Genomic DNA, 16,032 nt, shown 5'->3' with positions numbered 1-16,032 from the left:
CCAAAATTTAACTAGTCAAACTACCCAACTTCAACACTCGTCACATTCTGAAAGCCTCTTGGCAATTGACCACCACGATTACCACGAACACCCGTATAGTTAGCCAGATCATTTGGCTTGAGTGTCACATGGCGTTTGCCAGCGGTAATGACAAGACTGTCTTGCTGACTAAGTGGTGTGATAGCAAGTACCTCTTCGCCATCTTTTAGTTTGATTAGTTTATTACCTTTACCGCGAGCTTGTTCAGGCAAATCATCAAGGGCAAATATCAGTAGATATCCTGCATTGGTCGCAACGGCAACATGATCAGGTGTCACACGCACATTGCTATTTTCACCTTCTGTATTAGCGGCCGTCTCTACTAGTACGTCGATACGTGCAACAGGGAGCAAGCGACTATCAGTTGCTAGGTTAATGACGTTTTTACCAGCTTTCTGATTGCTATCGAGGTTGCCAATGGTATTGATAAAACCATAACCTGCCGAGCTGGCAAGAATAATGCGTTGATCGTTATCACCCGTTAGTAGCTGCTCAAAGCTAGCGCCTGCTGGCGGCTTTAACACACTGGTTAGCGGATCACCTTGACCACGTGCAGATGCTAAGTTATGCGCATCGATACTATAGCTGCGTCCCGTACTATCGAGTACGTAAATCCTTTCGTTTGATTTGCCGCGCACGTGCGCTTGATAGCTGTCACCTGAGCGGTAACTCATGCCAGCAGCATCGACATCATGACCTTTGGCAGCACGAATCCAACCTGCCTTTGATAAGATGGCAGTGACCGGCTCACTCGGTACGAGATCTGACTCTTTTAGTGCTTGCGCTTCTTCGCGCTCTGCCAATGGCGATACACGCTCATTGCCATGTTCTTTCATATCGGCAGTAAGCTCGTCAATCATCAGATTGGTTAAACTGTCTGGATTGTCTAAGTACTCTTGAATGATGGCACGTTCGGCAGCAAGTTCATCTTGCTCGCGGCGCAGCTCAATCTCTTCTAATTTTGCCAACTGACGCAAACGAATATCCAAGATAGCATTGGCTTGAATGTCAGTCAGGTCATAGTCCTGCATCAAGGTTGCTTTCGGATCATCCTCTTCACGAATGATGCGAATCACTTCATCAATATTCAGATAAGCAATCAGCAAGCCCGCCAAGATATGCAAGCGTTTATCGATTTTATCGAGGCGATATTGCAAGCGTCGCGTGACCACCGAGCGGCGACAGATTAACCATTCTTCCAAGACTTCCTTTAGGTTTTTCACCTGAGGCTTACCATTTAAGCCAATCATATTCATATTGACGCGGTAATTGCTTTCTAGGTCAGTACTGGCAAACAGGTGACTCATGACACGATCGACATCGACTCGCGTTGAGCGCAACTCAAGGACGATACGGCAGGCATTTTCGTGATCTGATTCATCATGAATGTCGGTCACCCAAGGCAGCTTTTTATCGGTCATAAGCTTAGCAATTTGCTCTTGGATTTTGTTGCCCGAGACTTGGTAAGGAAGCGCGTCAATGATGACGAGATTTTTTTCTTTAGGGTCAACATGAAAGGTTGCACGCATCTTATAACTGCCGCGTCCAGACTCGTACATCGCTTGCAGATCTTTTTTGCTAGTGATGATTTCCGCTGGCGTTGGCAGATCAGGTGCGGGTATCGATTGGGTAAGCTGCTTAACTGATAGCTCTGGGTTTTTGAGCAAACGAATGGCCGCGCGTACCACTTCATTAAGGTTATGTGGCGGAATATCAGTTGCCATACCAACAGCAATACCTGTCGTACCGTTTAATAAAATATTAGGTAAGCGGGCAGGTAAGGTAGTTGGTTCTTGCATCGTACCATCAAAGTTATCTTGCCAGTCGACTGTACCTTGTCCCAATTCTGCGAGCAACGTATTGGCATAAGCCGACATTTTGGCTTCGGTATAACGCATCGCAGCAAAAGATTTCGGATCATCTGGGCTACCCCAGTTACCTTGACCAGTGATAAGCGGATAGCGATAACTGAACGGCTGTGCCATCAGTACCATGGCTTCATAACAAGCGCTATCACCATGCGGATGGTATTTACCCAATACGTCACCGACCGTACGCGCGGATTTCTTGGCCTTAGCAGAGGACTTTAGCCCAAGCTCGCTCATGGCATAGACGATGCGACGCTGGACAGGTTTTAGACCGTCAGCAATATTTGGCAGCGCCCGATCCATGATGACGTACATGGCATAGTTGAGGTAGGCCTGCTCAGTGAACTCTGCGACTGAACGAGTATCCATCGGCTCATTGGGAGTAATTGGGGCGATCGTATGATCAATAACATCAGACATAAAATAGGATTCACTTATCAGTTTTAATAGGTATAGATAATTGGTTCAAGCATACAAATAGGATAGTGCTATCGTAAAGGATATTGCACTAATTAAAAAGACGTATGTCAGAATATACGACATCTCGTGACGTGCTTAAAACAAGCGCTTATAAGGGTCTTTTATAGTGTGGTGATTCATAGCTTTTATAGATTAAGTTAAGTATAGTAAATCTAATATTTGTTTTTTATATGGTTAATAGATGTTTTAAGGTTGAATCCTTTTTATTTAAGATATTTTGTCTATCATCAATCCAAAAACAGTAGGTTGAGAATAGTTTTGATGCAAAATTAATAACTGAAAGTATGACAGCTAATAGACTAAATAAGGCGGCTGATTTGCCTATTTAAATAGCGTTAACCATATATTGACACGGACAAGTCGCTACTGAATATCTTACAATAAGGAGTTTCTGTTATGTCATTTGACCCTTTATCTAAAATTTCAGCCTCTACCATACTAAAAAACGAAAGTAAGTACCTAGGGAAAAACGCTACTAGAAATGTGCTGTTGATTACTGCTATAGCCAGTCTAGGATTGACAGCCTGTAGCCCCTCACAAATGAGCAAAACGCTACCAGCCGAGACAAGCAGCACAGTCAATCAAGATGCAGCAGTGGTGTCAGAGTCTATCATGGCGTCACCCAGTGTTAAGCCCTCAGTCATCAGCCAACAGATGATGATACGTTCTGCGGCGCAGACAGGTATCGTACGCCCATTACCGAGCATCATAGTCACGCCAGAGGCAAAAGACAACTATCAAAAAAACGCAGCCAATCCTGTACATCGAACTACGGATATGGCGGTATCCACTTTGTCTATCGATACCGATACGGGCAGCTACGCCAATGTGCGCCGCTATTTAAACGAGGGTCAACTACCACCTGTTAATGCCGTACGGGTAGAGGAATTGATTAATTATTTTAACTATCAATTTGATGATGGCAAACGCTTAGGTAGTGCCCCGTTTATTGTGTCAACTGAGGTAGTAGACTCACCTTGGGATAGAGCAGATCAGGATAATAAAATCGTCAAAGTCGGTATCAAAGCCGTTGATGGTAGCTGGTCGCAAAAAACAGACAAGCAATCTATGCCACCTGCCAATCTCGTATTTTTAGTAGATGTCTCAGGCTCTATGTCGTCGCGCGATAAGCTGCCACTGGCACAGTCTTCGCTTAAGCTGTTGACAGAGCAGATGCGCGCCCAAGACAGCATCAGTATCGTGACCTATTCAGGTCGTACTAGTGTGGCGTTGCCTGGGACCAATGGTGACCAAAAAGCAAAAATATTGGCTGCTATCGAGGAGTTGAATGCCTCAGGCTCAACCAATGGGGAAGACGCTCTGAAATTGGCCTACAGGCAAGCTGAACAAGGACTAAAAAAGAACGGTATCAATCGAATCATGATGTTAACGGATGGCGATTTTAACGTTGGTATTAGTGATGTCGATGAGATGCTTGATTTGGTCAAAGCCAATCGCGATCGCGGTATCTCTTTGTCTACCGTTGGCTTCGGTCGTGGTAATCTGAATGATCACATGATGGAACAGATGGCGGACAACGGCAATGGTAATTACAGCTATATTGACAGCTTAACTGAAGCAAAAAAAGTCTTTGGGGATGAATTAGCCGCGACATTTAACACCGTCGCTAAAGACGTAAAAGTCCAAGTTGAATTTAATCCTGATGTGGTGAGTGAGTGGCGCTTGATTGGTTATGAAAATCGCGTACTGGCTGAAGAAGACTTCAATAATGACAAAATTGATGCAGGTGAGCTTGGGGCAGGTAAAGCAGTTATCGCTTTGTTTGAAGTGACACCAAAAGGTCAAAAAGGGTTATATAGCGATCGCCGTTATGCTAATAGCAATACCAGTTCAGATAATAAACAGAACTCTAATGAGCTTGGCTATCTAAAAATTCGTTATAAAGCACCGACAGGTGATAGCTCCAAACTGATTAGCCAACCGATTAATAAAGTTAGCCGCGCTTTAAATAAAGCCAGTATCGATACTCAGTTTGCGATGGCAGTAGCAGGATTCGGCCAACGCTTGACTCAAAGCGATTATGTTAATGACTGGCAATACAGTGATAGCACTAAGCTTGCCAAAAGTAGTATCGCAGATAGTCCAAGTAGCGATACTGATGGTACTCGTCGCAACTTTGTGACGTTGACTGAGCTGGCGAGTGCGCTAAAAAATAGCCGATAGTGAACAGTTATCGTGTCGGGATGGTCATTAGGGAGCAGAAGTCAAGGGTCATATTTTCTAATAGCTTGACTGATATTTTATATCTAATATATTGATATTTATAGAGATATTGAGCGTCAAGCCTATTTGAGAACTGGTATAGCAATCTTTTGTATTGAGTACTATGTATAAAGTGTGTATGTTAATGAACAAAGGGCTATTTACCGCTATATTGTTCGCTCAGCACTATACAAATATGTCGCAGCCTTGCTTTTTATCATAACGATAGGCAAGACTCTGACGTTTTGTATATTTATCACACTGTGATTGGCGTGGGTTGACGGTAATGTATTATTACTAGGAGAGAAAAGATTATGGAAAATCAAGGAAACTTAACCCGTCGTGACGATAAAGTTTGGCTAAAAACGTATGAAGAACTTGGTCTGGAGTATGACATTGAGTTGCCAGCCGACAATACGTCACTTATCGATATTTTCGAAAAAAGCTTCGCTGAAAATGCTGATAAAACTGCCTATATCTGCATGGGTTCATCGTTAAGCTTCCAAGAAGTAGATTTATACAGCCGTCAAATGGCCGCTTATCTACAGTCATTAGGATTGGTCAAAGGCGATAAAGTTGCGGTCATGATGCCCAACATTTTGCAGTTACCAATCTCTGTCATCGCTGTACTACGTGCAGGCTTTACCTTAGTTAACGTCAATCCTCTGTACACTACCAGAGAGCTTGAGCATCAGTTGACTGATTCAGAAGCCAAAGTGCTAATCATGGTCGAAAACTTTGCCAAAACCTATCAAGACATCGGTCGCAATGTAGTCGATAAAGTCGTGATTACAGGTATGGGCGATTTGATGGGTACGCTCAAAGGCTTTATGGTCAATACGGTCGTCCGCCATGTCAAAAAAATGGTGCCAGACTACAGTATTTCTAATAGCATCAGCTTCAAAACGGCATTAAAGCAAGTCACCGCTAGTAAATATAAGCGCCCAACCAATATCACGCTTGATGATATCGCTGTCCTACAGTATACCGGTGGTACGACAGGTGTGGCGAAAGGTGCGATGCTAACGCACAAAAATTTGGTAGCAAACTTAATTCAGTCTAATACCTTTTTGGGCACCGCTTTTGATGATTTCGACCAAAGAGGTGAACAACCTGTAATTATGACGGCATTGCCGATGTATCATATTTTCTCATTCACCGTATGTGGCATGTTCGGTCTGTATCGCGGTTGTGTTGTATTATTGGTACCAAACCCACGCGATCTTGATAGCTTGTTAAAAGCATATAAAGCCAACCCACCAGCGTTTTTCCCAGCGGTCAACACGTTGTTCAACGCGCTTGCCAACAACGAAGAATTTATCGCGATGGATCATAGCAAGCTGCGTCAATCGATGGGCGGCGGCATGGCAGTACTAAGTCCAACAGCAGAGAAATGGCGTCAAGTCACTGGTAATATTATCATTCAAGGTTACGGCCTGTCTGAAACAGCACCAGTAGCGACTTCTAACCCTAGTAACAGCAAGACATTCACAGGTACCATTGGTGTACCGATGCCAGCAACAGATGTGGCAATTTTGGATGATGCAGGTAATGAAGTAGCACTTGGTGAGCGCGGTGAGATTAGTGTTCGTGGCCCACAGGTCATGAAAGGTTACTGGAACCGTGAAGATGCTACTGCCGAAGTTATGACAGCAGATGGATTCTTCCGTACTGGTGATATCGGTATCATGGCTGACAACGGATATGTAACCATCGTCGATCGCAAAAAAGATATGATTTTGGTGTCTGGTTTTAACGTTTATCCGAACGAAGTCGAAGAAGTCATGGCTGGCCATCCTAAGATTTTAGAATGTGGTGTCATCGGTATCGAAGACGAGAAAAGTGGTGAGATTCCTAAGATCTATGTTGTCCGTAACGATCCTAGTCTGACTACCGAAGAAGTTCTTGAGTATGGTAAAGAGAACCTAACAGGTTATAAGCGTCCTCGTCGTGTTGAGTTTATTGATGAGCTACCAAAATCGAACGTTGGTAAGATTTTGCGTAAAGATCTACGCGTACTTGAAGAAAAAAACCACGGTTAATTTACTGATACACGCACCTAGAGAGTTGTTTGATAGATGCGTGTATCAATCAAAGACGCATGTGAAAGTATCGCTCGATTAGATACTGTAGCAACTAAAGTAGTAACCAAAAATGATAAGGCTGCAACCATGCTGTCTTATCATTTTTTTGTCTTTATCGCTTTTGACATTTGTGGATGACAGCTACTATTAATAGAGAATATCTATTAAAACTGCTATAGTGCCCATCGACGTATTTTTGTTTTTATCCAAAAAATCGTACTGGTTTTACTTAAGGTAACTGGTGAAATCATGGTAGTAAATATCGTTTTCGACTGGTCGTGCTGAGTGGTAGTATTATTTATCATAGACCCAGTAACACACTTTAATTTGCAAAGCTTATGAATGACAAACCCGATTATACTTATCTATTTCTTATTCATAAGCTTCTGCTGTCAGCGATAATCATAAAAAATGGTGTTTCCATTAGCATATTCAATGTTTTTAACAGTAACATTTAGGGAAAATTATGACGGATAATATTAATAAAAAAACGACAGATAATAGCGCTGCAACTGATGATAAAGCCAATACTACTAACGACGTTTATCAAAGCAATGTGTTTCCTACTATGCCGACCATCGACAGTGATAGTCCGTGGCTGAGCGCTTATGAGCGCTATAGCATCGATGCTACTATCGAGATGCCAGAAGACAATACCTCTTTACTTGATGTGTTCGAGCGTAATTTTAGCCGTTATGGCCAAAAACCTGCCTATATCTGCATGGGCTCATCGATTACTTTTAAGCAATTAGATCTATATAGTCGCCAGATTGCTAGCTATTTGCAGTCAATAGGACTGGTCGCAGGCGATAAAGTTGGGGTCATGATGCCCAACGTCTTGCAGTATCCAGTAGTTGCTTTGGGTATCATTCGTGCAGGGATGGTGTTGGTCAATGTAAATCCTCTATACACAAGTCGTGAACTGTCACATCAATTGCATGACAGTGGTGCTAAAGCGCTATTTATCGTAGAAAACTTTGCCAAGACCTATCAAGAGGCCGAAGACAAAGGTCAGGTAGAGCATGTAGTGGTGTGTACCATTGGCGATATGCTAGGTACGATTAAAGGAGCCGTGGTCAACCTCGTGGCTCGTCATGTTAAAAAGATGATCCCTGCTTATAGCATACCGAATAGTGTGAGCTTCAAGCATGCTCTGAATGCGGAGTCAGCCAGTAAGTACCAGCGCCCTGAGTTGAACTTGAGCGATGTGGCCTTGCTGCAATATACCGGTGGTACGACAGGAGTAGCGAAAGGCGCGATGCTGTCTCACGGCAATCTAGTCGCCAACATGCTACAGGTCAGTGCGCTGATGAACAGTGCATTTGATGACGATATAGATGGTAGAGATGTGATTTTGACCGCACTGCCGCTATATCACGTATTCTCATTTATGGTCTGCGGTATGTGTAGTATGTATCAAGGTTATGCCTCGCTACTCATTCCGAATCCGCGCGATCTTGATGGGCTTATCAAAGAGATGGCCAAGTACAAGCCAGCGTTTATCCCTGCGGTGAATACTTTGTTTAATGGCTTAGTACACAAAGATAACTTTGCTGATTTGGACTTTTCTAATCTAAAAGCGTCTATCGGCGGCGGTATGTCAGTATTGCCTAGCGTAGCGAAAGAGTGGCACAAAATCACTGGCCTGCCTATCGTTGAAGGTTATGGTCTATCTGAGACTTCACCTGTTGTAGCATTTAATCCGATGACTATTGCGGAATTTACCGGAAAAATCGGTATTCCTGCGCCTAGTACGGATATCGTACTCATTGATGATGACGAAAATATAGTAGCCATGGGCGATCGCGGTGAAATCTGCGTAAAAGGTCCACAGGTTATGATTGGTTATCAGAATCGTCCGAAAGAAACTGCTGAATCCTTTACGGCTAGCGGTTACTTAAAAACGGGCGATATCGGCATCATGGACGAAAAAGGCTTTATCAAAATTGTCGATCGCAAAAAAGACATGATTTTGGTATCTGGTTTCAACGTCTATCCAAACGAAATCGAAGAAGCGATGAGTGAGCATCCAGCAGTCGTAGAATGCGGTGCTATTGGTGTTCCGAACGATGATCGCGGCGAAGAACCAAAACTGTTTGTGGTCAAAAAAGGCGACGTGACTGAAAAAGAGCTACTAGAATATGGCAAAAAACAACTGACTGGCTATAAGCGCCCACGTCATATACAGTTCGTTGACGAATTACCAAAGTCGAACGTTGGCAAAATCCTACGTAAGGAATTGCGTAAGATGGAAGGGTTAGAATAGTTTATATCTGACATTCTGTTGATAACGGTGGCGTAATGGCAGGTGCGAATCTTGCTATTGCGCCGTTGTCACGTTAGGATATCTTAAGATTTTAGTCGACTACATATCTATCAATGTGTTTACTAACGACTGATAGGTATTTTTATGACACTGCTTTTATAACATTGTACTAGGAATTTTTATGCGTATTGACAATCGTGAGCTTGACCAACTTCGCTCGATCAGCTTTGAGCGCCATTATACGAAGCATGCTGAAGGGTCAGTACTGGTAAGTTTTGGCGATACCAAAGTACTATGTACTGCCAGTGTAGAATCTGGTGTGCCGCGCTGGCTCAAAGGTAAAGGCAAAGGTTGGATCACAGCTGAGTATGGTATGTTGCCACGCGCGACCAACACGCGCAATCAGCGTGAAGCGGCTCGCGGCAAACAGTCAGGTCGTACGCAAGAGATTCAGCGTTTGATTGGTCGTAGCTTACGTGCCATGATTGATCTGAGTAAGCTTGGTGAAAACACTATCTATCTAGATTGCGATGTGTTGCAAGCGGATGGTGGTACTCGTACGGCGAGTATCACTGGTGCTGCAATTGCACTTATCGATGCGCTAGAGAGTATCCAAAAGGCCAAGAAACTTAAAGCAGATCCACTAATCGGATTGGTTGCTGCGGTTTCTGTTGGTATGAAAGATGGCGAAGCATATCTTGACCTAAACTACGAAGAAGACTCTAGCTGCGATACCGACTTGAACGTTGTGATGACCCAAAAAGGTGAGTACATTGAGCTGCAGGGTACTGCTGAAGAAAAGCCGTTCACTCGTGCTCAAGCAGATGCTATGCTGTCATTAGCTGAAAAAGGCATCGCTGAATTGATTGAAATGCAACAGACGGCGCTTGGCTGGTAGGCTACCATTTAGATACAACACACTGTCTTTGTTTTTAGTGTCAATAACTGCCTGTTAGCTGCTAATAGGCAGTTTTTTAATAGAAAATATTCGTACATTACGTAATAGGTAACAACACATGCTCAAGCTAACTGATGATGGCGCCAAAATCACCTTACAAGGGCAAGCAAATGCTGCTGATAATGGCATGTTTTGGTTTGGTTCTGCATTATTGATAGGGGCAGTCGCAGTCGCCATGGCGATGAGCTTGTTGCCTGAGCGTTTAGCCATCGGTGCACTTGCACTGCTTATCATTGGTAGCTTTATTTTTAATAAAAAGCGCCAACAGCATAAAAAAGCCATGAGCGGTATGATTAGCAGTGGCACATTGTGGGTAAGGGCTGGCGAGCTGGTACATGACAATCTAGGTAAGCGTGAACATATTCATTTAACGGATGGCGATAAGATAACGCTGATTGGCGAGCAATTACAGATTGTCGATAGCAGTGACGTTCGCAAATATCGTATTACTGGTTTCGAGAGTGCTCAAGAAGCAAAAGCTGCTAAAGCTATCTTAGAAGGGCAAGCGCTAACGAAACGCCATGTAAATATTAAAATGAAGAGTAATTAATATCTTTTCTTAATTTCATACTTTACCAAAGCATAGCTATTGTCTTCATATTATCTAAACTCCTAACTCAAGTGTCATTTTAAATTTCACTCGACGTGCCTCTCCAATATTGTCATCTATCAGTATATTTATACCGTCTATCATCTATCGCAGGCGAATAGTGCTTGCAGATTTGTGGCTAAATGGTTTATAAGTAGGATTATAAAATTTGTCTTTCTTATTATTGATACTGTCATTGAGATTTAGTTGACAAGGAGTTAGTCATGTCGCGTTTGTCTATACCGTCAGTCGCCGCGTCGTGCGGTTTTTTACTATTTACCTGCAGCATGGTAGGGCAAGCCCATGCAGATAGTATGAGCATGCTTATCGCCCAAAAATCTATTCAACCAACGACGAATACATCCTATCGTTATCCTGAGGTACAGCGTTCAGCACCTACAGTCTTACCAGCGTTTTTATCAGGCAACTATGACAATGTCGATAGCGAGTATCTACCGCTATTAAGCAATGCCGAGACGCAGAGTAGTATGGCAGCACGTGAGGTGGTTAGTACCGCCCGCAAAATGGCACTTAACGAGCGCACGATTATTCAAGGTGGCTGCTGGGACTATTTAAATGCTGTATTTAATCGGGCAGGGGTATCGCGTAATACCATACACAAAGGCACTTATGCGCAAGGGCCCTATGCTAGTAGCAGTGAGATTGAAGCAGGCGACTGGCTCTATTATATCAATCATGGTTACAATGGCGTCGAGCATAGTGGACTGTTTGTCGGTTGGGTCGATGAGCGTGCCAAGCAGGCATTGATACTGAGTTATGCTGGCGAAAATCGCCGTGAACCAGCTCGTTATCGCGTTTATGATTTAAGCAATGTTTATCAAATTATGCGTCCGAGCGTTTAGTGCTCTATATCTTCAGTTTGACAACACGGCCTATAATTGAATAAAAAAGCGTCCGCAACTCATTGAAGTTACGGACGCCTTTATTTTGCATGTCTAATTGGTTTTCTTATGCTAAAACGGTTTTACCACAACGAGAATGACGATAATCACTAAGGCGAAGACAGGCACTTCATTAAACCATCGCCAGAATTTATGCGTTTTATAATGTGGATTATCTATCAGCTTTTTACGATAAAAGCCGCAAGCGCCATGATAGCCTGACAGCAACACTACTAATAGCAATTTGACGTGTAGCCAGCCTTGGGTTTTATAGACATCCCAGCCCAACCCTAACATCCATAGACCAAAGATCCATGTCGCTATCATCGATGGGGTCATGATGCCGCGATACAGCTTGCGCTCCATAATGACAAAGCGCTCATGACTGATGCTATCGTCGCTCATCGCATGATAGACAAACAGGCGCGGCAAATAAAATATCGCCGCAAACCAGCAGACCATCGAGATAATGTGCGCCGCTTTAATCCAGTTAAAATAATCTGCCATCGTAGTTTCTCTTGCTTAACTTGTATTTTTTAGCTTTGGCTTAATCTGCCAATACAACTTGTGTTTGATGACCATTCATCGCATTCAATACAGGCAGTACTTTAGGTGCTCTTGGTGCGGCAAACTGTTTGGTTAGGCCAAGCTCACGCATGAGTCTATCGTCGCCTGATTGACTTGCATTACCAGTGGTAAGAAGCTTGTCACCATAAAAGAACGAGTTAGCGCCTGCCATAAATGCTAATGCTTGCTCAGAGTCAGATAGACTTTCGCGGCCAGCAGATAGACGCACGTAGCTAGTCGGGCAGCAAATACGGGCGACCGCAATAGTACGAATCCACTCAAGTACAGACAGCTGACCTTCAGCTAATACTTTGTCCCCAATCGGTGTACCTGCAATAGGCACCAGTAAGTTGACTGGTATTGATTCAGGCGCTTTTGGCATTTTTAGCAGCTCAAGTACCCAATCGATGCGGTCATCACGGCTTTCGCCCATACCAACGATATTACCGCTACAGACATTAATGCCAGAGTTACGCACGTTTTCTATCGTGTCTAAACGCTCATCATAGCTACGCGTGCTAACGACTTGTTCATAGTAACTGCGCGAAGTATCTAGGTTATGGTTGTAGTAATCTAACCCTGCATCGGCCAACTGTGTCGCTTGATTGGTATCGAGCATACCCAGTGTCATACAAGTCTCAAGTCCCAATGCTTTCACTTCTTTGATCAGCTCAACCACATAAGGCATGTCTTTAGCACTTGGGTGTTTCCACGCGGCACCCATGCAGAAGCGTGATGAGCCACTGTTTTTGGCGCGTTTGGCCGCTGCGATGACTTTATCAACTTCTATGCGCTTTTCTGCTTGTAGTTTGGTGGTGTCGCGATGATGGCCTGACTGTGAGCAGTAGCCGCAATCTTCAGGGCAGTTGCCCGTTTTGATAGAGAGTAGCGTGCTGATTTGCACTTCATTGGCAGTGAAATGCTTTCTATGGATGGTCTGTGCTTGTAACAGCAAGTCCATTAGAGGTAAGTCAAACAATTGCGCGATTTCTTCACGGCTATATGTCGTAGCTACTTTACTATCAGTCTGAGTCGCGTCTGTAGCTAGATTGGCCAAAAAATCACTGTTGGTAGTATCTGGCTGAGTGGCTATATCAGTTGGCTGGGTGGCGTCAGGTTCGGAGATGCTAAGCAATCCTGCCATAAGGTAAGTCCTTTTATAAGAATTAGAGGGTATTAAATAAAACCAATGTTTTTATCTATTGTCATTTATAAGGTAACAAAAAAGGTTGCCGTATAGTATACCGCAACCTTTTTAGAAAATCAGAACACTGCTAGACAGTATGTATAATTGTCACAGTAGCGCACATAAATAGTAACTATACGTTTGGCTATTTAGTTCTATATCATCCATTCTACCAATGACTACCGCTCAGTGCACTATTCTTTTTATTTACCAAGTTTATGCTTGGCAATACCAACCCAATGCTCAGCAAATTTCTGTGCTTTATAAGCGTAAGGTTTGGCTTTTTGGATATATGGTTTGCACTCTTCTGGGATAGCTGGAACGATATGCTTAGCAAGTTTGTTAAACCACATCATTAGGCTATAGTCGCCTTCGATGCTCAAGTTTCCTTCTTGTACAGCAGTCATAAAGGCAGGCAAGCTACCTTTGGTTAGCAGTCTAACGCCAGTCATAGAGTCTTTGAAAGTAATGGTTAAATCGGCTTCTTTTGCATGACCGCTTTGTTGACTAAACTGTCCATTATCAAAGCTCAAAGAACGGGCGATATCAGACTCAGTACTAGCAAACTCAATCGTAACTTGGCGATCAGCGAATAACGCTTTGACATCTTCGTTATCGCTATCAGCTAACATAGACAAACGATAGCCAACAACAGCCAATAAAGCATCTAATGGATCAGATTTAATATCTAATACAGGAACAGTAAACATAGCAGAACTCCTAAAGAAATGAGGCATAAAAATAAATCGTACTTTATACCAGTTTTTATGACAAATATATAACTGGATTATAAACTATCACAGTGCGTCAACTCTTTAGGAGTTAAGTAGAGAGCGTTAAGTATCTTGTAACATTCAATGTCACTGACGTAAGTAAGGTGTTGATATAGACAAATATAGGTATAAATAGGACGGTTTTAACGGAAACGTGGCTGATAGTTATCATCGTAGACAGGAGTGTGTTCGATATAGCGTGCGGCTTCTAGCTCACGTTGCTGGCTAACTGTCTGACTCACGTCATCATAGCGCAATGCTCGATACAGTACCCAAGCTGCCAACGGTAACCAACTGATACCCATAGCGATGATATAGCGATGCCATGATGATAGCTCCATCAACATAGGACGACCGGCTAATATATTTTGAATCAACTCAACGGTGAACCAGTAAGCCATACCGCCAAACAAATATAGCAGTAGCCAACGATATGACGACAAGGCGAGCACCACTACTAAACTGGCTAGCAGTCCATAACCAAGCCATGCCGCGCCGCTCCATGCCTCTACACCGATAAAAGAAAATATAGTTATTAACATCATTCATCTCGCTATTCATAAGGTGAATTCCAATGAGACTATTATGAGAGGTTATTGAGTAAAGCTGAAGAGGGTACAGGCGACTTTGCGACAACCGTTGACGTTTGGTTTTTTGGCTTGTTTTGCGATATTTGATGGCTAGATGTTAGGCTAAGCGCCGTGAGCAGTGGCGCTTATTTTGAGTGATACGGAAATGGTTTTTCTAGTCTAGGACGACGTTTATTAGCTAGCAAACCATGCCAAACTAGCAAATAGGACTGACAGTTCGTTGAATACTTAGACTCGATTGGTACGATTACCCCACCAAGATAATAGCGAAACTAAGATAGCACCGAGTAGCATAAGTCCTACTGTCGTTGACCACTGTGCGCCAGTAGGGTATTGCCACGGCATGACATTATGGACAGCTTCAGTGTTGAGCGAGCCTAGCGCATCTACTTTCCATGGCCATACTTTTATTAGAGAGCCTGCGATAAAGCCTGTCAGCAATGCTAAGGTAGCCTGATAATAATGCGAGAGTAGCCACTTAAGTGCGCGCGTGAATAGTAATAGCCCAGTCGCCATACCTGCAATGACTGTGAAAATGGCACTTAGATTCATCGTGTCGACCGCTTCTAATACCGCATCGTAAGCACCTAGCAATAGCAAAATAAACGACCCTGATATCCCTGGTAGGATCATGGCACAAATAGCAATTGCCCCTGCAAAAAACAGATACGGTAAGCTAGGCGTGGTCGTGAGTAACGGCATACTACTAATGACCACAGCGGCAATAAGCCCAGTCGCAAACAGTGCGACACGTCCTATATTCCAGCGCTTAATTTCACTAAGCAAGATAAATACCGTTGCGACTACCAGTCCAAAAAAGAACGACCAAATAAGCAAAGGTTGGTTGTCCAATAAATGCTTAATGATACCAGCTAAGGTCGCAAAGCTAGTGGCAATACCCAGTAGCAAACATAATAGAAATGTCGCGTCTACTTGTCGCCAAATTGCAGCGAATCCTTTGATGCCACCTTCTTGACGGAATATCGTCCAAAGATTGGGGCCGATACTACCAAGTGCGTTAATCAAGCGCTCGTAAATCCCTGCAATCAGCGCAATAGTGCCGCCAGAGACACCGGGCACGATATCAGCTGCTCCCATGGCCATTCCTCTGACATAAATACCTACCAGCTGTTTTGGGCTATCGGTACGTACAGGTACCGTATCTGGCTCTAATGGTGTTGGCGTTGGCGCTGACGGCTGAGTTGGCCGTGGAGATTGTGGTGCCGTCATGGGCATTCCTTTATCGTTTAAAAATAAATGTTATCTGAAAATAAGCATTAGATGAAAACAGGCGTGAGCTAAACATCAGCGTACATAGCAGATTTTATTAATTATCATCACGTACTAAGGCATGTCTTCAATTCATTTGTTAGTCGTTTAACTGAACTAAGAATGGCCAAATTTTACCAGACATCGTCAAATAGCTAGTTAATATATCGGTACTATCTACGCTACTTTTATGTTTTAAGCCATGCCCTAAAGCATAAAAGCCAGATTAATGATGAAA

General features: G+C 43.3%; 12 protein-coding genes. 6 read left to right on the top strand and 6 right to left on the bottom strand.

Annotated elements, in window-relative coordinates:
* Nucleotides 1-20 precede the first annotated feature (20 nt).
* A complete protein-coding gene (gene parC, locus ACIGBM_RS11135; protein WP_397477793.1) occupies nucleotides 21-2,327 on the bottom strand; it encodes a DNA topoisomerase IV subunit A in 2,307 nt (768 codons plus the stop codon).
* Nucleotides 2,328-2,783: 456 nt separating this feature from the next.
* Here parC and ACIGBM_RS11130 point away from each other — a divergent pair, with 456 nt between their 5' ends.
* The 6 genes from ACIGBM_RS11130 (at nucleotide 2,784) to ACIGBM_RS11105 (ending at nucleotide 11,370) form a co-directional block, all read left to right on the top strand.
* A complete protein-coding gene (locus ACIGBM_RS11130) occupies nucleotides 2,784-4,571 on the top strand; it encodes a von Willebrand factor type A domain-containing protein (protein ID WP_397477792.1) in 1,788 nt (595 codons plus the stop codon).
* A gap of 353 nt (nucleotides 4,572-4,924) precedes the next feature.
* Nucleotides 4,925-6,652 (top strand): AMP-binding protein, encoded by a 1,728-nt coding sequence (locus tag ACIGBM_RS11125; RefSeq protein WP_201568665.1) that lies wholly within the window; start codon nucleotides 4,925-4,927, stop codon nucleotides 6,650-6,652.
* A 508-nt stretch (nucleotides 6,653-7,160) separates the two neighbouring features.
* On the top strand, nucleotides 7,161-8,960 hold the full coding sequence (locus ACIGBM_RS11120; RefSeq protein ID WP_397477791.1) for an AMP-binding protein: 1,800 nt from the start codon (nucleotides 7,161-7,163) through the stop codon (nucleotides 8,958-8,960).
* 181 nt (nucleotides 8,961-9,141) lie between these two features.
* Nucleotides 9,142-9,858, top strand: a complete 717-nt coding sequence (gene rph / locus ACIGBM_RS11115; RefSeq protein WP_394124765.1) for a ribonuclease PH — start codon at nucleotides 9,142-9,144, stop codon at nucleotides 9,856-9,858.
* Between the two features lie 118 nt (nucleotides 9,859-9,976).
* Nucleotides 9,977-10,468: a hypothetical protein gene (locus ACIGBM_RS11110; RefSeq protein WP_394124766.1), complete on the top strand. Its 492-nt coding sequence runs from the start codon at nucleotides 9,977-9,979 to the stop codon at nucleotides 10,466-10,468.
* Nucleotides 10,469-10,731: 263 nt separating this feature from the next.
* Entirely contained in the window at nucleotides 10,732-11,370 is a 639-nt protein-coding gene (locus ACIGBM_RS11105; protein WP_394124767.1) for a hypothetical protein, read from the top strand.
* Between the two features lie 111 nt (nucleotides 11,371-11,481).
* Here the strand turns inward: ACIGBM_RS11105 and hemJ are convergent, their stop codons facing one another.
* The 5 genes from hemJ to ACIGBM_RS11080 all read right to left on the bottom strand — a co-directional run bounded on the left by hemJ (nucleotide 11,482) and on the right by ACIGBM_RS11080 (nucleotide 15,755).
* Nucleotides 11,482-11,916: a protoporphyrinogen oxidase HemJ gene (gene hemJ / locus ACIGBM_RS11100; RefSeq protein ID WP_397477790.1), complete on the bottom strand. Its 435-nt coding sequence runs from the start codon at nucleotides 11,914-11,916 to the stop codon at nucleotides 11,482-11,484.
* 40 nt (nucleotides 11,917-11,956) lie between these two features.
* Complete coding sequence (bioB, locus tag ACIGBM_RS11095; RefSeq protein WP_397477789.1) at nucleotides 11,957-13,120, bottom strand: biotin synthase BioB; 1,164 nt, start codon at nucleotides 13,118-13,120, stop codon at nucleotides 11,957-11,959.
* Nucleotides 13,121-13,365: 245 nt separating this feature from the next.
* Nucleotides 13,366-13,872 (bottom strand): SCP2 sterol-binding domain-containing protein, encoded by a 507-nt coding sequence (locus tag ACIGBM_RS11090; RefSeq protein ID WP_397477788.1) that lies wholly within the window; start codon nucleotides 13,870-13,872, stop codon nucleotides 13,366-13,368.
* 206 nt (nucleotides 13,873-14,078) lie between these two features.
* Nucleotides 14,079-14,480 carry an AciT family ciprofloxacin tolerance protein gene (gene aciT / locus ACIGBM_RS11085; protein ID WP_397477787.1) on the bottom strand — a complete coding sequence of 134 codons (402 nt, stop codon included), beginning with the start codon at nucleotides 14,478-14,480 and terminating at the stop codon, nucleotides 14,079-14,081.
* A 273-nt stretch (nucleotides 14,481-14,753) separates the two neighbouring features.
* Nucleotides 14,754-15,755, bottom strand: coding sequence for a DUF368 domain-containing protein (locus ACIGBM_RS11080; RefSeq protein WP_397477786.1), 1,002 nt, complete (start codon nucleotides 15,753-15,755; stop codon nucleotides 14,754-14,756).
* Between the last annotated feature and the right edge of the window lie 277 nt (nucleotides 15,756-16,032).

The sequence above is a fragment of the Psychrobacter sp. NPDC077938 genome, assembly GCF_044542635.1.
In the GTDB taxonomy this organism is placed as follows: Bacteria; Pseudomonadota; Gammaproteobacteria; order Pseudomonadales; family Moraxellaceae; genus Psychrobacter.
Note: the sequence above shows the minus strand (reverse complement) of the source record. Positions and strands in the feature narration are given on the sequence as shown.